The 25,570-nt window shown below is 70.7% G+C and carries 20 protein-coding genes; 15 read left to right on the top strand and 5 right to left on the bottom strand.

The genetic code is table 11. The features are described from left to right. The first annotated feature begins 25 nt into the window (after positions 1 to 25). The 6 genes from JK364_RS13305 (at position 26) to JK364_RS13280 (ending at position 7,998) form a co-directional block, all read left to right on the top strand. Positions 26 to 1,879, top strand: coding sequence for an acetolactate synthase large subunit (locus tag JK364_RS13305; RefSeq protein ID WP_201850979.1), 1,854 nt, complete (start codon positions 26 to 28; stop codon positions 1,877 to 1,879). A gap of 33 nt (positions 1,880 to 1,912) precedes the next feature. Continuing rightward, positions 1,913 to 2,437 (top strand): acetolactate synthase small subunit, encoded by a 525-nt coding sequence (gene ilvN / locus JK364_RS13300; protein WP_201850977.1) that lies wholly within the window; start codon positions 1,913 to 1,915, stop codon positions 2,435 to 2,437. Positions 2,438 to 2,575: 138 nt separating this feature from the next. Then, a complete protein-coding gene (ilvC, locus tag JK364_RS13295) occupies positions 2,576 to 3,574 on the top strand; it encodes a ketol-acid reductoisomerase (RefSeq protein WP_201850970.1) in 999 nt (332 codons plus the stop codon). A gap of 272 nt (positions 3,575 to 3,846) precedes the next feature. Then, positions 3,847 to 5,448, top strand: coding sequence for a phosphoglycerate dehydrogenase (serA, locus tag JK364_RS13290; RefSeq protein ID WP_201850969.1), 1,602 nt, complete (start codon positions 3,847 to 3,849; stop codon positions 5,446 to 5,448). Positions 5,449 to 5,665: 217 nt separating this feature from the next. Then, positions 5,666 to 6,451: a TetR/AcrR family transcriptional regulator gene (locus JK364_RS13285; protein WP_307841257.1), complete on the top strand. Its 786-nt coding sequence runs from the start codon at positions 5,666 to 5,668 to the stop codon at positions 6,449 to 6,451. Positions 6,452 to 6,495: 44 nt separating this feature from the next. Continuing rightward, positions 6,496 to 7,998, top strand: a complete 1,503-nt coding sequence (locus JK364_RS13280; RefSeq protein ID WP_201850965.1) for an MFS transporter — start codon at positions 6,496 to 6,498, stop codon at positions 7,996 to 7,998. A gap of 79 nt (positions 7,999 to 8,077) precedes the next feature. On the opposite strand, the gene JK364_RS13275 is transcribed toward JK364_RS13280, so the two are convergent. Further along, entirely contained in the window at positions 8,078 to 8,662 is a 585-nt protein-coding gene (locus tag JK364_RS13275) for an AhpC/TSA family protein (protein ID WP_201850963.1), read from the bottom strand. A 71-nt stretch (positions 8,663 to 8,733) separates the two neighbouring features. Here JK364_RS13275 and JK364_RS13270 point away from each other — a divergent pair, with 71 nt between their 5' ends. After that, the gene (locus JK364_RS13270) at positions 8,734 to 9,348 is read left to right on the top strand and encodes a TetR/AcrR family transcriptional regulator (RefSeq protein ID WP_201850962.1); all 615 of its coding nucleotides are present in this window, start codon (positions 8,734 to 8,736) and stop codon (positions 9,346 to 9,348) included. A gap of 56 nt (positions 9,349 to 9,404) precedes the next feature. Here JK364_RS13270 and JK364_RS13265 read toward each other — a convergent pair whose 3' ends face one another. Both JK364_RS13265 and JK364_RS13260 read right to left on the bottom strand, forming a co-directional pair. Further along, complete coding sequence (locus JK364_RS13265) at positions 9,405 to 10,361, bottom strand: glycoside hydrolase family 6 protein (protein WP_201850960.1); 957 nt, start codon at positions 10,359 to 10,361, stop codon at positions 9,405 to 9,407. Positions 10,362 to 10,563: 202 nt separating this feature from the next. Further along, a complete protein-coding gene (locus JK364_RS13260; protein ID WP_201850958.1) occupies positions 10,564 to 12,150 on the bottom strand; it encodes an MFS transporter in 1,587 nt (528 codons plus the stop codon). Positions 12,151 to 12,272: 122 nt separating this feature from the next. On the opposite strand from JK364_RS13260, the gene JK364_RS13255 reads away from it, so the two are divergent. Further along, positions 12,273 to 12,905, top strand: coding sequence for a TetR/AcrR family transcriptional regulator (locus JK364_RS13255; RefSeq protein ID WP_201850956.1), 633 nt, complete (start codon positions 12,273 to 12,275; stop codon positions 12,903 to 12,905). Between the two features lie 9 nt (positions 12,906 to 12,914). Here the strand turns inward: JK364_RS13255 and JK364_RS13250 are convergent, their stop codons facing one another. Continuing rightward, positions 12,915 to 14,189, bottom strand: coding sequence for a PucR family transcriptional regulator (locus JK364_RS13250; RefSeq protein ID WP_201850954.1), 1,275 nt, complete (start codon positions 14,187 to 14,189; stop codon positions 12,915 to 12,917). A 164-nt stretch (positions 14,190 to 14,353) separates the two neighbouring features. On the opposite strand from JK364_RS13250, the gene JK364_RS13245 reads away from it, so the two are divergent. The 3 genes from JK364_RS13245 (at position 14,354) to JK364_RS56985 (ending at position 17,623) form a co-directional block, all read left to right on the top strand. Beyond that, entirely contained in the window at positions 14,354 to 15,280 is a 927-nt protein-coding gene (locus JK364_RS13245) for a proline dehydrogenase family protein (protein WP_201850952.1), read from the top strand. A 66-nt stretch (positions 15,281 to 15,346) separates the two neighbouring features. After that, on the top strand, positions 15,347 to 16,978 hold the full coding sequence (pruA, locus tag JK364_RS13240; protein WP_201850950.1) for an L-glutamate gamma-semialdehyde dehydrogenase: 1,632 nt from the start codon (positions 15,347 to 15,349) through the stop codon (positions 16,976 to 16,978). Positions 16,979 to 17,500: 522 nt separating this feature from the next. Then, positions 17,501 to 17,623, top strand: coding sequence for a hypothetical protein (locus tag JK364_RS56985; RefSeq protein WP_020868213.1), 123 nt, complete (start codon positions 17,501 to 17,503; stop codon positions 17,621 to 17,623). 25 nt (positions 17,624 to 17,648) lie between these two features. On the opposite strand, the gene JK364_RS13235 is transcribed toward JK364_RS56985, so the two are convergent. After that, on the bottom strand, positions 17,649 to 19,229 hold the full coding sequence (locus JK364_RS13235; RefSeq protein ID WP_201850948.1) for a purple acid phosphatase family protein: 1,581 nt from the start codon (positions 19,227 to 19,229) through the stop codon (positions 17,649 to 17,651). A gap of 128 nt (positions 19,230 to 19,357) precedes the next feature. On the opposite strand from JK364_RS13235, the gene JK364_RS13230 reads away from it, so the two are divergent. The 4 genes from JK364_RS13230 to JK364_RS13215 all read left to right on the top strand — a co-directional run bounded on the left by JK364_RS13230 (position 19,358) and on the right by JK364_RS13215 (position 25,540). After that, positions 19,358 to 20,401, top strand: coding sequence for a 3-isopropylmalate dehydrogenase (locus JK364_RS13230; protein ID WP_201850946.1), 1,044 nt, complete (start codon positions 19,358 to 19,360; stop codon positions 20,399 to 20,401). Positions 20,402 to 20,605: 204 nt separating this feature from the next. Further along, the gene (locus JK364_RS13225) at positions 20,606 to 21,691 is read left to right on the top strand and encodes a branched-chain amino acid aminotransferase (RefSeq protein WP_201850944.1); all 1,086 of its coding nucleotides are present in this window, start codon (positions 20,606 to 20,608) and stop codon (positions 21,689 to 21,691) included. Positions 21,692 to 22,027: 336 nt separating this feature from the next. Then, the gene (gene cimA, locus JK364_RS13220) at positions 22,028 to 23,626 is read left to right on the top strand and encodes a citramalate synthase (protein ID WP_201850942.1); all 1,599 of its coding nucleotides are present in this window, start codon (positions 22,028 to 22,030) and stop codon (positions 23,624 to 23,626) included. Positions 23,627 to 23,956: 330 nt separating this feature from the next. Further along, positions 23,957 to 25,540 (top strand): acyl-CoA carboxylase subunit beta, encoded by a 1,584-nt coding sequence (locus JK364_RS13215; RefSeq protein ID WP_201850940.1) that lies wholly within the window; start codon positions 23,957 to 23,959, stop codon positions 25,538 to 25,540. The last annotated feature ends 30 nt before the right edge of the window (positions 25,541 to 25,570 follow it).

Genomic DNA, 25,570 nt, shown 5'->3' with positions numbered 1-25,570 from the left:
CCTCATCTTCGAGAAGAGAATGCCGATGACCGAGCAGGCCCCCGGGTCCCATCACCCCCAGCCTCGGCCCCGTAGCGGCGGACCGCAGTCCGCCCCCGTCGAGCACGTCACGGGCGCGCAGTCCCTCATCCGTTCCCTCGAGGAAGTGGGTGCCGACACCGTCTTCGGCATCCCCGGTGGCACGATCCTCCCCGCCTACGACCCGATGATGGACTCCTCGAAGGTCCGGCACGTGCTCGTCCGCCATGAGCAGGGCGCGGGCCACGCCGCCACCGGCTACGCCCAGGCCACCGGCAAGGTCGGCGTCTGCATGGCCACCTCGGGCCCCGGTGCCACCAACCTGGTCACCCCCATCGGCGACGCCCATATGGACTCGGTCCCGATCGTCGCGATCACCGGCCAGGTGGCGTCCAAGGCCATCGGTACGGACGCCTTCCAGGAGGCGGACATCTGCGGCATCACCATGCCGATCACCAAGCACAACTTCCTGGTCACCAAGGCCGAGGACATCCCCCGCACGATCGCCGAGGCGTTCCACATCGCCTCCACCGGCCGCCCCGGCCCGGTCCTGGTCGACATCCCCAAGGACGTGCTCCAGGCGCGGACCACCTTCTCCTGGCCGCCGCAGACCGATCTGCCCGGCTACCACCCGGTCACCAAGCCGCATGCCAAGCAGATCCGCGAGGCCGCCCGCCTGATCACCCAGGCCGAGCGCCCGGTGCTGTACGTCGGCGGCGGTGTGATCAAGGCCCGGGCCACCGCCGAGCTGAAGGTGCTGGCCGAGCTGACCGGCGCCCCGGTCACCACCACCCTGATGGCGCTGGGCTCCTTCCCCGACAGCCACCACCTCCACCTGGGCATGCCGGGCATGCACGGCACCGTCGCCGCCGTGACCGCGCTGCAGAAGGCCGATCTGATCGTGGCGCTCGGCGCCCGCTTCGACGACCGCGTCACCGGCAAGCTGGACTCCTTCGCCCCGTACGCCAAGATCGTTCATGCGGACATCGACCCGGCCGAGATCGGCAAGAACCGCGTCGCCGACGTGCCGATCGTCGGGGACGCCCGCGAGGTCATCGCGGACCTGGTCGTCGCCGTCCAGGCCGAGCAGGACGCGGGCCGCGCCGGTGACTACAGCGGCTGGTGGGAGGACCTGAACCGGTGGCGGGAGACCTACCCGCTCGGCTACGACCAGCCCGCCGACGGCAGCCTCTCCCCGCAGCAGGTCATCCAGCGGATCGGGCAGCTGGCCCCGGAGGGCACGATCTTCGCCGCGGGCGTCGGCCAGCACCAGATGTGGGCCGCCCACTTCATCGACTACGAGGCCCCCGCGACCTGGCTGAACTCCGGCGGCGCCGGGACGATGGGCTACGCCGTCCCGGCCGCCATGGGCGCCAAGGCCGGCGCCGGCGAGGGCCGTACGGTCTGGGCGATCGACGGTGACGGCTGCTTCCAGATGACCAACCAGGAGCTGGTCACCTGCGCGCTGAACAACATCCCGATCAAGGTCGCGATCATCAACAACGGCGCGCTGGGCATGGTCCGCCAGTGGCAGACCCTCTTCTACAACCAGCGCTACTCCAACACGGTCCTGCACTCCGGCCCCGACGCCCCCGCGCAAGCGAGCATGGGCACCCGCGTCCCCGACTTCGTGAAGCTCTCCGAGGCCATGGGCTGCGTCGGACTGCGCTGCGAGGACCCGGCCGACCTCGACGCCGTGATCGAGAAGGCCAACGCGATCAACGACCGCCCGGTGGTCGTGGACTTCATCGTCCATGAGGACGCCATGGTCTGGCCGATGGTCGCGGCCGGCACCTCCAACGACGAGATCCTGGCGGCGCGCGACACCCGCCCGGACTTCGGCGACGGCGCGGACGACTGAGACCAGGACCGAGAGAGAGAAGAGACCGAGCCCATGTCCAAGCACACGCTCTCCGTCCTGGTGGAGAACACCCCCGGCATCCTGGCCCGGATCGCCGCCCTGTTCTCCCGCCGCGGCTTCAATATCGACTCGCTGGCCGTCGGCGTCACCGAGCACCCCGACATCTCCCGGATCACCATCGTGGTCAATGTCGAGGAGCTGCCGCTGGAGCAGGTCACCAAGCAGCTCAACAAGCTGGTCAACGTGTTGAAGATCGTCGAGCTGGAGGACGGCCAGGCGGTCCAGCGGGAGCTCGTCCTGGTCAAGGTCCGCGCCGACAACGAGACCCGCTCCCAGATCGTCGAGATCGTCCAGCTGTTCCGCGCCAAGACCGTGGACGTCTGCCCGGAGGCCGTGACGATCGAGGCCACCGGCAGCAGCGACAAGCTCGAGGCCATGCTCAAGATGCTGGAACCGTACGGCATCAAGGAGCTGGTCCAGTCCGGCACCATCGCCATAGGGCGCGGCGCCCGCTCCATCACCGACCGGAGCCTGCGCGCGCTCGACCGGTCCGCCTGACCCCCGCCCCGCCCGACCAGCGGAGCCACGGTCCGGCGCCACCCGCGCGCCGGACCGTATGGCGAGACCCCGAAACCTTCACCCGCCCGCCCGTCATACGGTGGGAAGCACAACCCCACACGCTAGGAGATTTCCGAAGTGGCCGAGCTGTTCTACGACGACGACGCCGACCTGTCCATCATCCAGGGCCGTAAGGTCGCAATCCTCGGCTACGGCAGCCAGGGCCACGCCCACGCGCTGTCGCTGCGCGACTCGGGCGTCGATGTCCGGGTCGGCCTGCACGAGGGCTCCAAGTCCAAGGCCAAGGCCGAGGAGCAGGGGCTGCGTGTGGTCACCCCGGCCGAGGCGTCCGCCGAGGCCGACGTGATCATGATCCTGGTCCCGGACCCGATCCAGGCCAAGGTCTACGAGGAGTCCGTGAAGGGCAACCTGAAGGACGGCGACGCGCTGTTCTTCGGGCACGGTCTCAACATCCGGTTCGACTTCATCAAGCCCCCGGCCAACGTGGACGTCTGCATGGTCGCCCCCAAGGGCCCGGGCCACCTGGTCCGCCGCCAGTACGAGGAGGGGCGCGGCGTGCCGTGTATCGCGGCCGTCGAGCAGGACGCCACCGGGAACGCCTTCGAGCTGTCCCTGTCCTACGCCAAGGGCATCGGCGGCACCCGCGCCGGCGTCATCAAGACCACCTTCACCGAGGAGACCGAGACCGACCTCTTCGGTGAGCAGGCGGTGCTGTGCGGCGGCACCTCGGCGCTGGTCAAGGCCGGGTTCGAGACCCTGGTCGAGGCCGGCTACCAGCCGGAGATCGCGTACTTCGAGTGCCTCCACGAGCTCAAGCTGATCGTGGACCTCATGTACGAGGGCGGCCTGGAGAAGATGCGCTGGTCGATCTCCGAGACCGCCGAGTGGGGCGACTACGTCTCCGGTCCGCGGATCATCAACGAGTCCACCAAGGCCGAGATGAAGAAGATCCTCGGCGAGATCCAGGACGGCACCTTCGCCAAGAACTGGATGGCGGAGTACAACGCCGGCCTGCCGAAGTACAACGAGCTGAAGAAGGCCGACGAGAACCACCTGCTGGAGACCACGGGCAAGGAGCTGCGCAAGCTCATGAGCTGGGTCGACGAAGAGGCGTAACCGCGCCTGGTGGCGCGGAGGCCGTGCCCCGGGTGCGGCGGGGGTCCACCGGACCCCCGCCGCACCCGGTTCGCGCTTTGTCCATCGCGCACCACCACGTGCGGGTGATCCTGCCGCAACGGCACATGACGAAGGCCCGACCGCCACTACACTCATCAACAGCAAGCGCGTCAGGCTCACAGCGTCGTGCGTCTCCCACGCGGCTGACCCCTTCACCGCCAGCGGCCGTCGGGACGGCCGTCCGCTGAGGACTAGTGAGGACTGAAGACCACGTGAGCACTGCTTCCACTGGTAAGCCCGTCGTACTCATCGCCGAAGAGCTCTCTCCGGCGACCGTCGAGGCCCTGGGCCCGGACTTCGAGATCCGGAGCTGCAACGGGGCGGACCGAGCCCAGCTCCTTCCCGCCATCGCCGATGTGGACGCGATCCTCGTCCGCAGCGCGACCAAGGTCGACGCCGAGGCCATCGCCGCCGCGAAGAAGCTGAAGGTGGTCGCCCGCGCGGGCGTCGGCCTGGACAATGTGGACGTCTCGTCCGCCACCAAGGCCGGCGTCATGGTCGTCAACGCGCCGACGTCCAACATCGTCACCGCCGCCGAGCTCGCCTGTGGTCTGCTGGTGGCCACGGCCCGGAACATCCCGCAGGCCAATGCCGCGCTGAAGAACGGCGAGTGGAAGCGCAGCAAGTACACCGGTGTGGAGCTGAGCGAGAAGACCCTCGGCGTGGTCGGCCTCGGCCGGATCGGCGTCCTGGTGGCCCAGCGGATGTCCGCCTTCGGTATGAAGGTCGTCGCGTACGACCCGTATGTGCAGCCCGCGCGGGCCGCGCAGATGGGTGTGAAGCTGCTCTCGATGGACGAGCTGCTCGAGGTCTCCGACTTCATCACGGTCCACCTCCCCAGGACCCCCGAGACGGTCGGCCTGATCGGTGACGAGGCGCTGCACAAGGTCAAGCCGGAGGTCCGGATCGTGAACGCCGCGCGCGGCGGGATCGTGGACGAGGTGGCGCTGGCCGCCGCCCTCAAGGAGGGCCGGGTGGCCGGGGCCGGGCTGGACGTCTTCTCGCAGGAGCCGTGCACCGAGTCCCCGCTGTTCGAGTTCGACAATGTGGTGGTCACCCCGCATCTGGGCGCCTCCACCGGTGAGGCCCAGGAGAAGGCGGGCATCGCGGTCGCCCGCTCGGTGCGGCTGGCGCTGGCCGGCGAGCTGGTCCCGGACGCGGTGAACGTCCAGGGCGGCGTCATCGCCGAGGACGTACGCCCCGGGCTGCCGCTGGCCGAGAAGCTGGGGCGGATCTTCACCGCGCTGGCGGGCGAGGTCGCGGTCCGCCTCGATGTCGAGGTGTACGGCGAGATCACCCAGCACGACGTCAAGGTGCTGGAGCTGTCGGCGCTCAAGGGCGTCTTCGAGGACATCGTCGACGAGACCGTCTCGTATGTGAACGCACCGCTGTTCGCGCAGGAGCGCGGGGTCGAGGTGCGGCTGACCACCAGCTCGGAGTCGAGCGAGCACCGCAATGTGGTGACCGTGCGCGGCACCCTGTCGGGCGGTGAGGAGGTCTCGATCTCCGGCACGCTGGCCGGTCCCAAGCACCAGCAGAAGATCGTCGCGGTGGGGGATTACGACGTGGATCTGGCGCTCGCCGACCACATGGCCTTCCTCCGCTACACCGACCGCCCGGGTGTGGTCGGCACGCTCGGCCGCATCCTGGGCGAGGCGGGGATCAACATCGCGGGGATGCAGGTCTCGCGGGCCACGGCGGGCGGTGCCGCGCTGGTGGCGCTCACGGTGGACGACACCATTCCGCAGCCCGTGCTCACCGAGATCGCCGAGGAGATCGGCGCCACCTCGGCCCGCTCGGTCAATCTGGTCTGAGCCGCTCAAGGCATCACCCACCTGGGCCCGGTCCCCGCTTCGGCGGGGGCCGGGCCCAGGTCTTTGTGTTTCTGCGGCGGCAAGGCGCGCCGGAGGGGTTCCGAATCTTTTTCATCGCGTGTTGAATAATGGTGTTGGGCTCGCTACGCTCGCAGCTATGTGGAGAGAATTTCTCCACATAGCTGTAGGTATGTGCCGTGCTGTCCAGGAGAGCCCCGTGTCCGCAGACGCTGAGACCGACGCCGACGCCCTTGCCGACGTCCCGTCGCCCCCCATGCGCGCCGACGCGCGGCGCAACCGGGAGCAGATCCTGCGCGCCGCCCGCGAGGTCTTCGCCGATCAGGGGCCGGATGCCCCGCTGGATGAGATAGCCCGGCGCGCCGGGGTCGGCATCGCGACCCTCTACCGGCGGTTTCCGCACCGTGCCGATCTCCACCGAGGGGTCGCCATCGAGGTGCTGACCGCGCTGGTCGAGGCCGCGAGCCGGGCCGCCGCCGAGGAGGGCGACCCCTGTCTCGCGCTGCGCCGCTTTATGCACGCCGCCCTCGATCTCAAGATCGGCTCGGTGATGCCCGCGCTGCTGGGCCGGTTCACCGTGGACGAGATCCTCGACAGCGTTCCCGGCGACGCCGTCGACCTGATCGACGCGATGCTCCTGCGCGCCCAGGCCCAGGGGCTGGTCCGGAGTGATGTCGTCTTCGGCGACATCACGCTGATGGTCATCCGGCTGACCCGGCCGCTGCCCGGCGGCGGCCGGTTCGCCCCCGATGACGCCTTCGCCCATCGCCAACTGGATGTCTACATCGACGGGTTGCGCCCCACCGGCTCCCCGCGCCCCATCACCCCGCTCGGCGGCCCGGCCGTCGACGCGGAGGCGTTCAAGCGCATCCGGGAGCGAGTGATCGGCGACGCCTACGAGGCCTACGAGGCCCACGACGCGCGTGACGCTCGCGACGCGCGTGACGCCCGAGGCGCCCGCGAGACCTACCCCGACCCCGCCTGACCTCCCTCTCCGCTCGCCTTCCGCAAGACCAGAAAGGCATCGTCATGTCCCAGCCCTCACAGGCACCGCCGCAAGCCAACCCCCGCCGCTGGCTCGCCCTCGTCTTCATCGGCCTGGCCCAGCTGATGATCGTCCTCGACATCACCATCGTGAACATCGCCCTGCCGTCGGCCCAGAAGGACCTCGGCATCTCCGACGGCGACCGGCAGTGGGTCATCACCGCCTACACCCTGGCGTTCGGCAGTCTGCTGCTGCTCGGCGGCCGGATCGCGGACTACACCGGCCGTAAGCGCACCTTCCTCATCGGCCTGCTGGGGTTCGCCGGGGCCTCCGCGCTCGGGGGCGCCGCCTCCGGTTTCGAGACGCTGCTCGCGGCCCGCGCCCTGCAGGGCGCCTTCGCCGCGCTGCTCGCCCCCTCGGCGCTGTCGCTGCTCGCGGTGAACTTCACCGAGCCCCGTGAGCGCGCCAAGGCGTTCGGCATCTTCGGCGCGATCGCGGCGGGCGGCGGTGCGATCGGGCTGGTCGTCGGCGGACTGCTGACCGAGTACCTCGATTGGCGCTGGTGCCTGTACGTCAATGTGCCGATCGCCGTCGTCGCCGCCATCAGCTGGTCCGTGCTGCCCACCGACACCCGCGCCGAGGGCCGCGCCCGGTTCGACATCCCCGGGGTGGTGCTGGCGGTGTGCGGGCTGGTGGCCGTGGTCTACGGATGCAGCGAGGCCGAGTCCGAGGGCTGGGACTCCCGGCTGGTGACCGGGCTGCTGATCCTGGGCGCGGTGCTGCTCATCGCCTTCGTCATGGTGGAGCGGAGCGTGGCACGGCCGCTGCTGCCGCCGAGGGTCGTGGGGGACCGCACCCGTGGCAGCGCCTATCTGGCGGTCGGCCTCTCGGTGGTCGGCATGTTCGCGATGTTCCTCTTCCTGACGTACTACATGCAGCTCGTGAAGGGGTACTCGGCCCTGCTCACCGGGGTGGCGTTCCTGCCGATGACCGGGGCGGTGCTGATCGGCGCGGGCGGCGTCGCCTCCCGCCTCATCCCCAAGGTGCCGCCGCGGCTGCTGGTGGCACCCGGTCTGCTGATCGCGGCCACCGGTGTCGCCCTGCTGGTGCCCCTGGACGTCGACAGCTCGTACGCGGCGGGGGTGCTGCCCGCCGAACTCCTGGTCGGCTTCGGCATGGGCCTGGTGATGGCGCCCTCGATGAACTACGCGACCCACGGTGTGGGGGCGGGGGACGCGGGCGTCGCCTCCGCCACCGTCAACACCGCTCAGCAGATCGGCGGTTCGATCGGCACGGCGATGCTCAACACCATCGCCACCAGCGCGACCTCCGACTACATGGCCTCGCACGCCCGGCAGATGACACCGCAGACCGCCAAGGCCACCGCCAAGGCCGGTCTGGTCGAGGGCTTCTCGCACGCCTTCGTCGTCTCGTCCTCGATCCTCGTAGGCGCCGCGGTGGTCGTGGCCCTGCTGATGAACACCCCACGCCCGGTACGCGAACCGGGCGCCAAAGGCGCCGCGCCGCTGCCCGCGCACATGGGCTGACCTCGCCCCGCGCCCCGGAGGCCCTTCGCTCCACCGCCGGAGCGGAGGGCCTCCGGCCGCGGTGGGTCAGGGGGGTGGGTCAGGGAGTGGGGTCGGGGCGCGGCGCGCGGGCGGCCAGCTCCAGCAGCTCATCCACCGACCACTGGTCATAGGCGTGCTCGCCGTGCTTGGCGGCGATGACACGGCCGTCCCCGCCGATGCCGTCCCCGAGGATCAGGAAGTCCGCGGGCAGTCCGAGTCGGCCCCCGGGCTGGCTGGGCTCGGGGAGCCTCTCCCGGCCGCGGAGGACCGCCCACGCGCCGGTGACCAGCGCCCACCCGATCGGCCCCCAGGCGCGCGGGCTGAGCAGGGCCCTGCGCGCCTGCTCCACCCCGAACTCCCGGTACAGCCGCTTCCGGGGGTCCGCGATGACGGCGAACGGCAGGTCGTCCGTGTGCTTCCGCAGTTCCTCGGCGGGGGAGTGGAAGACCACCACCTCCCGGATTCCGGTCGCCTCGATCTCCTGGTGGCGCCGCACGATCGACCGCAGATGGAGATTGCAGACGGGGCATCCGGCGAAGCGCCGGAACTGGAGGTGGATCAGCCGGCCGGAGTCGGGCACGGCGACGGCCGGTCCGGTCACCGGGGTGAGGGTACGGGCGGAGACGACGGAACCGGGCTCCATGGGAGCCCCCTTTCGTAAGCGTACGGCATACGCCTACCAGCGTAGGCGTATGCCGTACGCTGTCAACCGCCATGCCACGACCCCGCTCCCTCACCCCCGATCAACTGGCCTCGGCCGCCCTCGCCGTCCTCGACCGCGAGGGGCTCGCCGGGCTCTCGATGCGCGCGGTCGCCAAGGAACTCGGGATGAGCACGATGGGGCTCTACCGCTATGTGGACGACCGCGAGGAGCTCGAAGGGCTGGTGGTCGAGCGCGTCCTCGGCGCCGTCGACACCACGCCGCCCGACCCCGGAGCTCCATGGGACGAACGGCTCCGGACCATGGTCGGCCGGCTGCGCGACACGGTCGGCGCCCACCCCGCGGTCCTCCCGCTGACCCTCACCCACCGGCACCGTTCCCCCAGCTCACTGCGGTGGGCGGAGACGGCGCTCGCGATCCTCACCGAGGCGGGCCTGGACGGGGAACGCCGGGTCCTCGCGCTGCGCGCCCTGCTCGGCTATGTGATCGGGGCGATCCAGCTCGAACACCTGGGACCGCTGTCCGGCGCGGGCACGGTCACGATCTCCGAGCTGCCGTCCGACGAGTTCCCGTACATGGCCGACACGGCACGACAGGCGCGGAGCGTGGGGGTGGAGCGGGAGTTCTTCGGCGGGCTGGAGGTGTTCCTGCGCGGGCTGGGCGCCTAGCCGGGTCGCGTCAACGCCGGGGCCGCCGCTCACCTGTGACCCGTGGCCGTGTCCGCTCAGCCCGCCAGCTCGTACGCGTAGTCCGGTGCGAAGGTGCCCGCCGGGCCCGCGCAGCCGTCGACTTCGCCCGGGGGCTTGACCCAGAGGTAGGCGTCGATGGCCGGGTCGCCGGTGTTCGCCGTGGGGTTTTCGCCGACCTTGCGGCCGTGGGGATCGCACCAGGCGTTGTCGGGGGCGGGGCCGTTGCCGTTGCGGCTGGTGTCGATGACGGCGGTGAGCCCGGAGGAGGTGCCGAGCTGGGTGAGCACGCTCTTGGCGAAGGCCACCTCGTCGGCGGTGCGGCGGAAGTTGGAGACATTGCTGTAGATGCCGTCGCCGCTGGTCAGCACCCCGGCCGAGCGGAGCCGTGAGGCCTGGACGGCGGCGCTGTTCCAGGCGGAGTGCCCGGCGTCGAAGTACACCCGGGCGTTGGGGTTCGCGCTGTGGATGGCGGTGGCGGCGCGGGCGAGTGAGGCGTAGCGGCCGCTCAGCTCGGTGGGCGAGAGGCAGCTGATGAGCGCGATCGAGTCGGGTTCGAGGATGATGACGGCGGGCCCGCTGCCCAGCCCGGCGGCGAAGCCGCGCACCCATGTGTCGTAGCTCGCGAGGTCGGGCGCGCCGCCCGCGGAGGCCCCGCCGCAGTCGCGGTTGGGGATCTGATACGCCACCAGGACCGGGGTCTGGCCCTTGGCGGAGGCGGCGGAGGTGACCTTGCGGACGTCCTCGGTGACGGTGGCGGGGGAGTACCGGGAGAACCACACGGCCTGGGGCTGACTGGCGATCCGCGAGGCGATGCGCTGCTGTCGGGAGTCGCCCGGATTGGCGGCGACCCACTTGTTGACGAGCGAGTCCGGGTTGTTGAAGAACCGGGTGTCGCCGGGCAGTTCGCCCGCGACGGCCTGCGGTGTGTAGGCCGCGCCGATCAGGAAGGCGGCGGCGAGCCCGGCTGCCGCTAACGCTCTGGTGATGCGCACGGTGCGTCACTCCTCTCGCGTGGGGTGGCTGCTCAGACCTCTGGCCGCCGTATCCGGCCGCCGTCCTCTGGTTGCCGCCGGGCGGGGAATGGTTGCCGTCGTGTTCGAGGAAATGCGTACGTGTGCCGTCAACTCGCCTCGTCCGTAACGCCTGTTGGGGACCCCGCCGCAGTGGGGTCCCCAACAGGCGTTACGCCACGGCTCAGCGACTCGGCACCGCCTCGTCTACGCCGGCCGAGGGTGCGCCCTCGGCCGCCGGCCCGGCGTCCTCCGCCCCGGCCCGGCGCAGTGTCACCAGGGCCAGGATCGCGCCCGCCACCAGGACCATCGCCCCGGCCCCGCACGCGATCCGCATCCCGTGGGTGAACGCCTCGCGCGCCGCGTCCAGCAGGTGTTCACCGGCTCGTCCCTTCAGCGAACCCGCCACCGCGGCGGCCGCGCCCAGCGTCTCGCGTACCTGGTCGAGTGCGTCGGCGGGCAGTCCGGCGCCCAGCGAGTCCTTGACATCGCTCCGGTAGACGGCGGTGCCGACGCTGCCGAGCACCGCCATGCCCATCGCCCCGCCGAACTCCTGGCCCGTCTCCAGCAGCGCGGCCGCCGAACCCGCCCGCTTCGGCGGGACGGTGCCGATCGCCAGGTCGGTGACCAGCGACATCACCGCGACGATCCCGCTGGCCAGGACGGCGGCGCCGATCAGTACGGTCCACAGCGCGTCCGTACCGGCCAGGGCCAGAATTCCGTAGCCGATGGCCGCGGTCGCGAAGCCCGCGCCGATCACATACGCCCGGTTGGCGCCGCGCTGGACCGCCGCGGCCGCCACCGGCCCGGCGATGCCGACGCAGACGGACGGGGCCAGGCTCCACAGCGCCGCCTCCAACGCGCCCTTGCCGAGCACCGACTGCAGATACTGGGTGGTGAAGTAGGCCGAGCCCATCATGGCGAAGGTGGCCAGCGCGTTGAGCGCGATCGACGGGCCGAAGCCGCGGTGGTGGAACAGCTCCGGGCTGATCATCGCGTCGCGCCGGGTGCGTTGGCGCCGTACGAAGACGGCGCCGATGGCGAGACCGGCCACGATGGACAGCACCGGGACCAGGCCGACGCCGTTGTCGGCGGCGATCTTCTTCAGTCCGTAGATCACCGGGAGCACGGCGGCCATCGACAGCGGCACGCTCGGCAGGTCGAACGGGCCGGGCGCGGGGTCCTTGAACTCCGGCACCAGGAGCGGCACCAGTGCCAGCAGCAGCACCATCGCCGGGACGTTGATCAGGAAGACCGAGCCCCACCAGAAGTGCTCGATCATCACCCCGCTCAGCACCGAGCCCAGCGCGATACCGCCCGCCATGGCCGACGACCAGATCGCGATCGCCTTGGTCCGCTGCCTCTCGTCCAGGAAGAGGTTGCGGACCAGCGCCATCGTCGAGGGCATGAGCGTGGCGCCGCCGATTCCGAGCACCGCCCGTGCGGCGATGAGCATCTCGGCGCTCCGCGCGTACGCCGCCGCGACGGACGCGGCGCCGAAGGCCGCGGCCCCGAACAGCAGCAGCTTCCGCCGTCCGAAGCGGTCGCCCAGCGCTCCCATGGTGATGAGCAGCCCGGCGAGGGCGAAGGCGTAGATGTCGAAGATCCACAGCTGCTGGGTGGAACTGGGGTGCAGTTCCCGGCTGATGGCCGGCACCGCGAAGTACAGCACCGACACATCCATGGAGACCAGGAGGAGCGGAAGCATCAGGACCACGAAGGCGGTCCATTCCCTGCGTCCGGCGCGCGGGCCGGTGGAAGTCGAGGTCATGACGGCGACTATACGAGCGTCTTAAACAAGCGTCTAGTACGTCTGTGTAAAACGATCGTGTGAGACATTCGTCTAGTACATCCGTCTAGGACGGTCGTATGGGATCGGGATACCCTGGCGCCATGGGACATCGAGAGGATCTGCTGGCCGGGGCCAAGCGCTGTCTTGAGGAGAAGGGGTGGTCCCGTACGACGGCGCGGGACATCGTGGCCGCCTCGGGCGCCAACCTGGCCTCCATCGGCTACCACTACGGCTCGAAGGACGCCCTGATGCGGGAGGCGCTCTTCGCCTCCATGGGCGACTGGGCCGATGACGTCCAGCGGTCCCTCGAGGCGGACGCCCCGGCGGGCGAGGGCCCGGACACCGGGCTGCGGGAGCGGTTCGAGGCCCGGTGGACCCGGGTGCTCGAGCTGTTCGACAAGCACCAGGCGGTGTGGCGCTCCCAGTTGGAGGCCATCCTCCAGGTCCAGAATGATCCCGAGCTGCGCGCCGCCTTCGGCCGGGCCCAACCGGAGGGGCGCCAGGGGCTGGTGGGGCTGATCCACGGCATCGACGAACGCGATGTGGACGAGGAGACCTCCCGGGTCATGGGCTCGTTCTATATGACGCTCGTGAGCGGGATGGTCGTCCAGATGGCCATCGACCCCGACCTCATGCCCAGCGCCCATGACCTCGTCGAGGCGATGCGCCGGATCGTCGGCGACGCCCCCGCGGCCCCGGACGCCTCCGCGGCCCCGGACGCCCCCACCCGCTGACCCGCGGGCTCAGCGCCCCGGCGGGCCGAGACGCGCGGCCTTCAGCGTCATATGGAGCAGCAGCCGGTCCTCGCCCGCGTCCAGGTCGAGACCGGTCAGCTGCCGCACCCGCGAGAGCCGGTAGTACAGCGTCTGCCGGTGGATGCCCAGCCGCTGGGCGGTGCGCCCGGCCTGGCCAGCACAGTCGAGGAAGGTCTCGGCGGTGCGGGCGAGTTCGGCGTGCGCGGGCTCCAGCAGCGGTCGTACGGCGGCGTCGGGCGGCAGCGCGGGCAGGGCGGCCAGCAGTCGGTACGGGCCGATGGCGGACCACTCCGCGACCGGGCCCAGATGGGTGTCGGCGTGCGCCGCCCGCGCGGCGGCCAGCGCCTCCTGCCAGGCGGCGGGCAGGTCCTCCAGCCCGCGCCGGGGAGCGCTGACCCCGGCGGCGGCCCTGGGCGCCGGTCCCCCGGGGCCCCTGCCGCCCGCCGTGGCCCGGGGCGAGCGCAGCAGCTGCTCGGCCGTCGCACGGGCCGGGTCCAGGGCGGAGGCCGCGCGCAGCCGGACCAGCGCCGCCAGCCCCGCCCCGGGCGCCCCGGACACCCCGGGCGCCCCGGCCGCCGCGTCCCCCAGCAGCGCGCACGCGGCCACGATGCCCGGCAGATGGGGGAGGCCCGGGTGGTCCGCGTCCTCGCCGGTCCCCGGCGTCCACGGCACCACCGCCACCAGCGCCAGCGGCCCGTCCGCCGCTCCGCGCAGCGCGGCCCGCAGCCCGGAGCGGGCGGCGTCCCGCCCGGCCGGCGGCCCGGTCAGCGCGTCCCGCAGCAGCTCACCGAGCTCCTCCCCGGCCCGCGCCTCGGCCGCCAGCAGCGCCCCGATCCGGTCCGCGGTCTCCATCGCGCGGACCAGCCGGGGGTCCCGCGCGCCCGCCGGGCCGCCGAGCTCCAGATCGGCGAGATGGCCGTCGTCCAGCAGCCAGACATAGCCGTGCACCACCCCGCGGTGCCGGACGGGCAGACAGATGCGGCCCATGAAGACCCCGGCCGCCGGGTCGGGCGGGATCCGCAGCGGCGCCTGCGCCCGGGCGATCCCGAACGCCTCGAACCAGGCCCGCACCGCCGCCGTCGAGCGGCGCTGGAGGATCGAGCGGGTGCGCACCGGGTCCAGCGCGGGCTCCTCTGTGCCATCGCTGTCCTCGCTCTCCTGGGCGCCGAAGGCGATCAGTGCGAAGTCGCGGTTCTCCAGGGTCGCGGGTGCCCGGAGCACCGCCGTGATCTCGTCCACCAGCTGCTGGTAGTCGTCGCGCATGGGTCCCGCCTCTTCCCGCTTTCGCCCTCCACATTCTCATACAGATGTCTGAGATCCCGGCCACGGATGCGTGACAGCTGTCGATGGTCCGGAATCCGCGCCATCCTTAAGTTTCACGGTGAGTTGCCGTTGCCGTTCATCGGCCGTCATCGTGGAGGTGCCCCGTGCTGGGACCCGTGCTGCTCGCCGCTTCGCGCAGTGCCGCCATCCGCCGTATCGTCTCGGCCGCGCCGGTCACCCGCCCCATGGTGGACCGCTTCGTCGCCGGGGAACGGCTGGCCGAGTCCCTGGGGGCGGTGCGCTCGCTGACCGCCCGCGGCCTGGACGTCACCCTGGACCATCTGGGCGAGGACGTGACCGACCGGTCCGAGGCGCTGCGCAGCCGGGACGCCTATCTGGCGCTGACCGAGGCGCTGGCCACCGAGGGGCTTGCCGGGCACGCGGAGATGTCCGTGAAACTCTCCGCCTTCGGCCAGGCGCTGCCCGGGGGCCACGATCTGGCGCTGGCCAATGTGACCCCGGTCGTGGAGGCCGCCGCCGCGGCGGGCACGACGGTCACCCTCGACATGGAGGACCACACCACGGTGGACTCCACCCTCGCCATCCTCGGCGAGCTGCGCACCCGCTTCCCGCAGACCGGCGCGGTCCTCCAGTCCTATCTCTTCCGGACCGAGGACGACTGCCGGGCGCTGGCCGGGGAAGGCTCCCGGGTGCGGCTGGTGAAAGGCGCGTACGACGAGCCGGCGAGCGTCGCCTTCCAGGACAAGCGCGAGGTGGACCGCTCGTACGTGCGCTGTCTGAAGATCCTGATGGCCGGTGAGGGCTATCCCATGATCGGCTCGCACGATCCGCGCATGGTCGCCATCGCCCAGGACCTGGCGCACCGCCTCGGGCGCAAGCTGGACGAGTACGAGTTCCAGATGCTGTACGGGATCCGCGTGGCCGAGCAGGACCGGCTGGTGGCGGAAGGTCACCGTATGCGGGTTTACGTCCCGTATGGCACAGACTGGTATGGGTACTTCATGCGCCGCCTCGCGGAGCGTCCCGCCAACCTCACATTCTTCCTGCGCTCGCTGGTCGGCCGCCGCTGACCGCTCTCGGGACCGCAGACCTCGAAACCCCCGACGCCCCCGACGATCGAAGGAGACAAGGCCATCATGGACGCCGTCACCCAGGTCCCCGTGCCGGTGAACGAGCCGGTGCACACCTACGCCCCCGGCACCCCGGAGCGCGCCCGCCTCGAGACCAAGCTCAAGGAGCTCGGCGAGAACCCCATCGACCTGCCGATGACCATCGGCGGCCAGAAGCGGATGGGAGCGGGGGAGCGCTTCGACGTCGTCCAGCCGCACAAGCACTCCGCCCGCCTGGGCACCTACGGCAACGCCACCCAGCGGGACGCGCAGGACGCGATCGACGCCGCCCTGGCCGCGGCCCCGGCGTGGCGCGCGCTCAGCTTCGACGACCGCGCCGCGGTCATCCTCAAGGCCGCCGATCTGCTCTCCGGCCCCTGGCGGGAGACGCTCGCCGCGTCCACCATGCTGGGCCAGTCGAAGACCGCGCAGCAGGCGGAGATCGACACCCCCTGTGAGCTGATCGACTTCTGGCGGTTCAACGTCCACTTCGCCCGCCAGATCCTGGCCGAGCAGCCGGTGACCAACTCGCCCGGGGTCTGGAACCGCACCGACCACCGGCCGCTGGAGGGGTTCGTCTACGCGATCACCCCCTTCAACTTCACCGCCATCGCGGGCAACCTCCCGACCGCCCCCGCCCTGATGGGCAATGTGGTGGTCTGGAAGCCGTCCCCGACCCAGACGCACGCCGCCGTGCTGCTGATGGAGGTGCTGGAGGAGGCCGGGCTGCCCAAGGGCGTGATCAACCTGGTCACGGGCGACGGCAAGGAGGTCTCCGAGGTGGCGCTGGCCCACCCGGACCTCGCGGGCATCCACTTCACCGGTTCGACCCGCACCTTCCAGTACCTGTGGAAGACGGTCGGCAACAACATCGAGAACTACAAGACCTATCCGCGGCTGGTCGGCGAGACCGGCGGCAAGGACTTCATCGTCGCCCACCCCTCCGCCGACCCGGCGGTGCTGAAGACGGCGATGACCCGCGGCGCCTTCGAGTTCCAGGGCCAGAAGTGCTCCGCGGCCTCCCGCGCCTATGTGCCGCGCTCCCTGTGGGAGAACGGCCTCAGGGAGGAGTTCGCCACCGAGGTCAACGGGCTGACCATGGGCGATGTGGCCGACCTCGACAACTTCATGGGCGCGGTCATCGACGAGCGCGCCTTCGCCAAGAACAAGGCGGCGATCGACCGGGCGAAGTCCGACCCGACGGTCGAGGTCGTCGCGGGCGGCTCCTACGACGACAGCGAGGGCTGGTTCGTCCGCCCGACGGTGCTGGTCTCCACCGACCCGGAGAACGAGATCTTCAAGGACGAGTACTTCGGCCCGATCCTCGGGGTGCACGTCTACGAGGACGAGGAGTACGACGCGATGCTCCAGCAGATGGAGTCGGCCGCCCCGTACGGGCTGACCGGCGCCGTCATCGCCCAGGACCGCGCGGCGGCGGCCGCCGCCGGTGAGGCGCTGCGCTTCGCGGCCGGCAACTTCTACATCAACGACAAACCGACCGGTGCCGTCGTCGGCCAGCAGCCCTTCGGCGGCGGCCGCGCGTCCGGCACCAATGACAAGGCGGGTGCCAAGCAGAACCTGATGCGCTGGACCTCCACCCGGTCCATCAAGGAGACCCTGGTCCCGCCGACCGACTACCGCTACCCGCATATGGGCTGACCCTCGAGCCCGGCGACCCGCGCCCCCGGACCGCGCTGAAGTGGTCCGGGGGCGCGGTGCTGTCCGGGGGCGCGTCGGGGGAAATCTGTGGACGCCCGATACGCGGCGGTGCTAGCGTCAAGCAGTCAAGTAGGCACTATTTACCGCAGTTTACGTGGGTAACCAGGCGCGGGATCGCCCACGGACTTGCGATCGACCGCCGTTGGTCGAGGTCGGACGGGGGTCGGCCTCGATCATCGGCGTGACTCCGAGATGATCACCCTGGGTCAGTGGCCGATATCGCGCTGTTCGCGTCTCAGATATTAGGACGTCCGACTAATTGTGCAGACACTGACGCTCGGCTGCCTTATTTTTGTGGAAGCCGAACGTCTCGCTGCATCCAGCGATGGCGGCCGAGGCCGGTGCATATCGCGCAGGTGACCCCTGCCGCACCCAGGCCCCCGCCTCTTCCGGCAGCCACCTTCTCGGGGAGCTTTCCTTCCTCCCGGGCGTTCACCGGGGTTCAGCAGAGGAGATGTGATCATGGCCGAGACGACTGTCCGCAGGATCCGCCGCAAGACCGACAACACCGACCGCAAGAAGGCGGCCGCCGCGCTCCAGCGCGCCCTCGACCGCCGGGACAACGGCGGCGCGACCGGTCACTGACGCCGGGCCCGGGTGAGACCTCGCATCACTGACGCCGGGGCCGGGTGACCTCGAAGCGGTCGACCCGCTCGCCCGACTCCGCCAGGGCCGTGACCGTGAGCCTGGGGCGGGGGCCCGGCTCCACCTCCACCGCGAGGAACGAGAAGCCGGTGTAGCGGACCCGGGACCAGTCGGCGCTGTCCCGGTTCTTCTCGCCGTCCTTGGTCCAGTGGTAGGTCTTCACCTCGTCGAGGTCCTTGACGTGCCCCTCGTAGCTGTCGGGCACCGGGAACTCGTAGAGCTTCGCGCCCGCTCCGCCCGCCGTCACATAGACGATCCCGTCGCGCACCGCGTCGGCGCTTCCCTCCACCGGGACCCGGCGGGCGACCTTGCCGCCCCGGAGGGCGTCGGTCCGCTCGTAGACGTGGTTGTGGCCGTTGATGACCAGGTCCACCTGGTGCCTGTCGAACAGCGGCACCCATGCGTCGCGCACCCCGCCGTCCGAGGCGTGGGCGCTGGTGGTGGAGTAGGCGCAGTGGTGGAAGAAGACCACCAGGAAGTCGATGCCGGGCCGCTTGCGCAGCTGCCCCAGCTCCCGGTCCAGCCAGCGGGTCTGCGCCCCGTCCGTGTACCCCTTGTTGGCCGGCATCTCGTACGACACGTCATTGGCGTCCAGGGCGACCACGCCCACGTTCCCGTAGACGAACGAGTAGACCCCGGGCGCCTTGCGCGGGTCCGGGCCGTTCCCGGGCAGCGACCAGCGGGCCAGCTGGCCGCCGTAGCCGTCGGGGGAGTACCACGCCTCCATGTCGTGGTTGCCGGTGGTCACCATCCACGGCACGCTCGCCGCGACCGAGTCGGTCTGGGCGAGGAAGGAGTCCCAGACCCGGGCGTCGTAGAGGTCGGTCTTCTTTCCGTGGCCGGTGGTGTCCGCGTAGCACAGATCTCCGGCATGCAGATGGAACGACGGGTTCTGGCCGAGGATCAACTGGTCGTTGGCGAGCGCGTCATAGCTCACCCCCTGGTCCCCGAAGGCGGTGAAGACGAACTTCCCGGGCCGGTCCGGCGCGGTGCGGAAGGTGCCCACGGACGCGAAGTGACGCGGCTCGGCCGGATCGCGGTCCGCGTGCCCGACGCCGTAGTAGTAGGTGACCCCGGGGCGCAGGCCGTCCACGGCGGCGTGCAGATAGAACTGGTCGACCGCGGGCAGCTGGTCGCTCAGCGACGGGGTGCGCAGATGGCGCACCTCGGCCTCGACCTTGCGGGTGAGCTCCAACGGGCTGGTGCCGATCCGCACATACGGCTTGCGCACCGCGAACGGCACCTGCCAGGAGATCCGCATCTGGGTCCGCGGATCGGCGCCGAAGGCCAGATGGCGGCCGAAGGGGGCGACCAGCGCGCCGTCCACCGTGGCGGCCCCCGGCTTCGGGCCCGCGGCCGGCGCCGGCTTGGTGTCGGCGGCGCACGCCGCGCCCAGCAGCCCCGTGCCCGCGACCGCCCCCGCCGTGGCGGCGCCCCCGCGCAGCACCCGGCGGCGGGAGAGCCGGGCCCGCAGATACTCGTGCTGCTCCGCCATGGTCATCCGCTGGGCGAGCCGCTCCGGTACGCCGAACCGTGGTGTGTCCATGGACCGGAATGTCCCCCGAGCGGTCAACAGCGCGCCATACAGGGGGTGAACGAGTGATTGCCGCTGGGCGGCCGTCCGAATGGTGGAACGTCTATGTCAATCCATGGGACGAGCGGTAGGGTCCCGGTATGTCTCGCAGCATTCGCCTCGCAGTGATCCCCGGTGACGGTATCGGCCAGGAAGTCGTGGCCCAGGGCCTTAAGGTCCTCTCCGCCGCCCTTCCGCAGGACGTGAAGCTGGAGACCCGGAGTTATGACCTCGGCGCCCAGCGCTGGCACGCCACCGGCGACACCCTGCCGGACGCGGAGCTGGAGTCGCTGAAGGACCACGACGCGATCCTGCTCGGTGCCATCGGCGACCCCTCGGTGCCCTCGGGCGTGCTCGAGCGCGGGCTGCTGCTCAAGCTGCGCTTCGCCTTCGACCACTACGTCAACCTGCGTCCGTCGAAGCTCTTCCCGAACACCGCGAGCCCGCTGGCCGGCCGCCCCGACATCGACTTCGTGGTCGTCCGCGAGGGCACCGAGGGCCCGTACGTGGGCAACGGCGGCTCGATGCGCACCGGCACCCCGGACGAGGTCGCTACCGAGGTCAGCCTGAACACCGCCCACGGGGTCGAGCGCGTGGTCCGGGACGCCTACGAGCGCGCAGCCGCCCGGCCGCGCAAGAAGCTGACCCTCGTGCACAAGAACAACGTCCTGGTGCACGCCGGCCACCTGTGGAAGAACATCTTCGACCGGGTCGGCCAGGAGTACCCCGAGGTCACCACCGACTATCTGCACGTCGACGCCGCGACGATCTTCTTCGTCACCCAGCCGGAGCGGTTCGACGTGATCGTCACCGACAACCTTTTCGGTGACATCCTCACCGACCTCGCCGCCGCCGTCACCGGCGGCATCGGACTCGCCGCGAGTGGCAACATCAACCCCTCCGGCGCCTTCCCGTCGATGTTCGAGCCGGTCCACGGCTCCGCGCCGGACATCGCGGGCACCGGCAAGGCCGACCCGACGGCGACCGTCCTGTCGGTGGCCCTGCTGCTGTCGCACCTCGGCTACGGGGACGAGGCGGCCCGTATCGAGACCGCCGTCGCTTCGGACCTCGCCGAGCGGGACGCGGCCGCGCCGCGCACCACCGACGAGATCGGCGACGCGCTCGCCGCCCGAGTATCCGGCTGACCCCAGCCTGTGCCGGTGCGCGGCTGGGTGCGACCATCGACCTTGGGCCGCGCGTTGCACAACGCTCACTTCCCCCGGCCTCACCTAGGAGATAATCCCCGGTGAGGCCGCTGTGTGAAGAAGAGCTTGGACGTCCTAGTACCGCTTGCGGGCAGGATGGTGTGAGCGCGGTCCGCCACAATCGAAGGTGAAGGACTACCTGCCATGACGACGTCCACGATCGAGCTCAAGCCCTCCTCCCACCCCCTTCCCGCCGCCGAGCGGGAGAAGATTCTGGCCAACCCCGGATTCGGCCGCCACTTCACCGATCACATGGTGACGGTCAAGTGGACGGAGGGCCGTGGCTGGCACGAGGCCGAGCTCGTGCCGTACGCCCCGCTCTCGCTCGACCCGGCGAACATGACGCTGCACTACGCGCAGACGATCTTCGAGGGGCTCAAGGCGTACCGCCGGCCCGACGGCACCGTGGCCACGTTCCGCCCCGACCAGAACGCCGAGCGGTTCCAGACGTCCGCGCGCCGCATGGGCATGCCGGAGCTCCCCGTCGAGATCTTCATCGCGGCGTGTGACGCGCTGGTCACCCAGGACAAGGCGTGGGTGCCGGGCCACGGGGAGCAGTCCCTGTACCTGCGGCCCTTCATGTTCGCCACCGAGGTCGGGCTCGGTGTCCGGCCCGCGAACGAATTCCTCTTCGTGGTGATCGCCTCCCCGGCCGGGGCCTACTTCCCCGGCGGTGTGCAGCCGGTCTCGGTCTGGCTCTCGGAGGAGTACGTCCGCGCGGCGCCCGGCGGCACCGGCGCGGCCAAGACGGGCGGCAACTACGCGGCCTCCCTCGTCGCCCAGGCGCAGGCCGCCGAGCAGGGCTGTGACCAGGTGGTCTGGCTGGACGCGATCGAGCGCCGCTGGATCGAGGAGATGGGCGGGATGAACCTGTACTTCGTGTACGGGAACCGCATCGTGACCCCCGAGCTGTCCGGTTCGCTGCTGCCGGGGATCACCCGCGCCTCGCTGCTGGAGATCGCCGCCGACCTCGGCTACGAGGTCACCGAGGGCCGGATCTCCGTCGACGACTGGCGCGAGGGCAACGCCGACGGGACCCTCACCGAGGTCTTCGCCTGCGGTACGGCGGCCGTGATCACCCCGGTCGGCTCGGTCAAGTCCGCCCGGGCGAACTGGACGGTGGCCGACGGCGAGCCGGGCGAGGTGACGATGCGGCTGCGCAAGGCGCTGCTGGACATCCAGACCGGTGCCGCCCCGGACCCGCATGGCTGGATGCACCCCCTGGGCTGAACCCCCTGGGCCGACCTGCGGGCGTCACCTCGTTGACACCGGAGGTTCGCATCCTGAGACGGATGGGAGCGCGGGGGCGGAATGTGCCAGACTGCCTCCGTGCTCTCGTTCGTCATGATTATTGGCAGCAGGCGCGCCGGTCCGCAGTGACCGCCCGTACGACCCGGTACAGGCGGCCACCGTGCCCCAGACCCGCGCGCAGACCTCTCGCACCCGCGAGGGGTCTTTTCGTTTTCCGGACCATCCCGCCGGAGGCGAAGCGTGAGGGATCATAGGAGGGCGCGGAACCGGATATTCCGGTAGACCGAGATCCATCCGACAGGAGCCAGACCAACCATGAAGGATCTGCCCGACGACGGCTTCCATGTCTTCGACACCACCCTGCGCGACGGAGCGCAGCGCGAGGGCATCAACCTCACGGTCGCGGACAAGCTGACCATCGCCCGTCACCTGGACGATTTCGGCGTGGGCTTCATCGAGGGCGGCTGGCCCGGCGCCAACCCGCGCGACACGGAGTTCTTCGCCCGGGCCCGCGCCGAGATCGACTTCAAACACGCCCAGCTGGTGGCGTTCGGCGCCACCCGCAAGGCGGGGGTGCGCGCCGAGGACGACGCCCAGGTCAAGGCGCTGCTGGAGTCCGGGGCACCGGTGATCACCCTGGTGGCGAAGTCCCACGACCGCCATGTGGAGCTGGCCCTGCGGACCACGCTCGAGGAGAACCTCGCGATGGTCCGGGAGACCGTCGCCTATCTGCGGTCCCAGGGCCGCCGGGTCTTCCTTGACTGCGAGCACTTCTTCGACGGCTACCGGGCCAACGCCGGCTACGCCAAGCAGGTCGTCTCCGCCGCCCACGAGGCGGGCGCCGAGGTGGTGATCCTCTGCGACACCAACGGCGGCATGCTCCCCGGCCAGATCGACGCGGTGGTCCGCACCGTGCTGGCCGACACCGGGGCGCGGCTGGGCATCCACGCCCAGGACGACACCGGCTGCGCGGTCGCCAACACCCTCGCCGCCGTGGACGCGGGCGCCACCCACGTCCAGTGCACGGCCAACGGCTACGGCGAGCGGGTGGGCAACGCCAACCTCTTCCCGGTCGTCGCGGCCCTGGAGCTCAAGTACGGCCGCCGGGTGCTGCCGGAGGGCGCCCTGGAGGAGATGACCCGGATCTCGCACGCGATCGCCGAGGTCGTCAATCTGACACCCTCCACTCACCAGCCCTATGTGGGTGTTTCCGCCTTCGCCCACAAGGCCGGACTGCACGCCTCCGCGATCAAGGTCGACCCGGACCTGTACCAGCACATCGACCCCGAGCGGGTCGGCAACACCATGCGGATGCTCGTCTCCGACATGGCCGGACGGGCGTCGATCGAGCTCAAGGGCAGGGAACTGGGCATCGACCTCGGCGGCGACCGGGCGCTGGTGGGCCGGATCGTGCAGCGGGTCAAGGAGCGGGAGCTCGAGGGCTACACCTACGAGGCCGCCGACGCCTCCTTCGAGCTGCTGCTGCGCCAGGAGGTCGAGGGCCGTCCCCGCCGCTTCTTCCGCGTCGAGTCCTGGCGGGCGATCGTCGAGGACCGCCCGGACGGCACCCACGCCAACGAGGCCACCGTGAAGCTGTGGGCCAAGGGCGAGCGCATCGTCGCCACGGCGGAGGGCAACGGCCCGGTCAACGCGCTGGACCGGGCGCTGCGGGTGGGTCTTGAGCGGATCTACCCGCAGCTGGCGACGATGGAGCTGGTGGACTACAAGGTCCGCATCCTGGAAGGCAAGCACGGCACCGAGTCCACGACCCGGGTGCTGGTCTCCACCGCGGACGGCCAGGGGGAGTGGTCGACCGTGGGCGTCGGGGAGAACGTGATCGCCGCGTCCTGGCAGGCGCTGGACGACGCCTACGCCTACGGGCTGCTGCGGGCCGGAGTGGACCCGCAGGAGTGACACCGGCCGATAGTGCGGATATGCGGATGGTGCGGCTCCGGCGGCCGCCGGAGTAGGGTGCGGGGAGCGGAGCGCGGCCGACGTGCTCCGTTGCCCGATCCGGCCGCACGGCCGCTCCGGCGGACGGCGCCCATCCGGGTGGTCGCGTCCGCCCCCCGCACCGTCACGGCCTGGAGGTTTGTGGGGTGCCGACAGGGCCGATAGTCCTTTAGGACACCAGGTAGTGGGAAAGCCGCTGTCCAGTTCTGTTCCGCCTGCCCACCAAAACGCCCCTGACGTTGTAGGGAATTGACATGCGTTTCCGGGGGTCCGGGAACGTACCGTCAATGCATGACCAATCTCGAAGGTGCGCCTGCTGAGGCGAGTGACGTTCGCGGGCGCGTCGCCGAGCTGCACGCGATTCGCGAGCAGGCTCGGCGCGGCCCGAGCGAGCGGGCGACCGAGGCTCAGAAGGCCAAGGGGAAGCTGACGGCTCGCGAGCGGATCGATCTGCTGCTTGACGAGGGGTCCTTCAACGAAGTGGAGCCGCTGCGGCGGCATCGTGCGACCGGGTTCGGGCTCGAGGCCAAGAAGCCTTACACCGACGGTGTCGTCACCGGCTGGGGGACCGTCCACGGACGGACGGTGTTCGTCTACGCACACGACTTCAGGATCTTCGGCGGGGCGCTGGGGGAGGCCCACGCCACCAAGATCCACAAGATCATGGACATGGCCATCTCGGCCGGGGCGCCGCTGGTGTCCCTCAACGACGGCGCCGGTGCCCGTATCCAGGAGGGCGTCTCGGCGCTCGCCGGTTACGGCGGCATCTTCCAGCGGAACACCAAGGCGTCCGGTGTCATCCCCCAGATCAGCGTGATGCTCGGCCCGTGCGCGGGCGGCGCGGCGTACTCCCCGGCGCTGACGGACTTCGTCTTCATGGTCCGGGAGACCTCGCAGATGTTCATCACCGGACCCGATGTGGTCCAGGCGGTGACGGGCGAGAAGGTCAGCCAGAACGGACTGGGCGGCGCCGATGTGCACGCCGAGACCTCGGGTGTGTGCCACTTCGCCTACGACGACGAGGAGACCTGCCTCGAGGAGGTCCGCTACCTCCTGTCGCTGCTGCCGCAGAACAACCGCGAGAACCCGCCGACCGTCGAGTCCGACGACCCGGCCTCCCGGCGCGGCGACTCGCTGCTGGACCTCGTCCCGGCCGACGGCAACCGGCCGTACGACATGCGCAAGGTCATCGAGGAGATCGTCGACGACGGCGAGTACCTCGAGGTCCACGAGCGCTGGGCGACCAACATCATCTGCGCGCTGACCCGGCTCGACGGCCAGGTGGTCGGCATCATCGCCAACCAGCCGCAGTCGCTGGCCGGGGTGCTGGACATCGAGGCGTCGGAGAAGTCCGCGCGCTTCATCCAGATGTGCGACGCCTTCAACATCCCGCTGATCACCTTCCTCGATGTGCCCGGCTTCCTGCCCGGTGTGGACCAGGAGCACGGCGGGATCATCCGGCACGGCGCCAAGATGCTGTACGCGTACTGCAACGCCACCGTGCCGCGGATCTCCGTCATCCTGCGCAAGGCGTACGGCGGCGCCTACATCGTGATGGACTCCCAGTCCATCGGGGCCGACCTGACCTACGCCTGGCCGACCAACGAGATCGCGGTGATGGGTGCCGAGGGCGCCGCCAACGTGATCTTCCGCCGTCAGATCGCCGGGGCCGACGACCCCGAGGCCATGCGCGCCCGCATGGTCAAGGAGTACAAGTCCGAGCTGATGCACCCGTACTACGCGGCCGAGCGGGGGCTGGTCGACGATGTGATCGACCCGTCCGAAACCCGTGAGGTCCTCATCCGGTCCCTGGCGATGCTGCGCGACAAGCACGCCGACCTGCCGTCCCGCAAGCACGGCAACCCGCCGCAGTAACCCCGCACGTTCATGACCTCGCGCGGGACC

The organism is Streptomyces endocoffeicus, from assembly GCF_016741935.1.
Classification (GTDB): Bacteria; Actinomycetota; Actinomycetes; order Streptomycetales; family Streptomycetaceae; genus Streptomyces; species Streptomyces endocoffeicus.
This window is presented reverse-complemented; position numbering and strand designations above follow the sequence as displayed.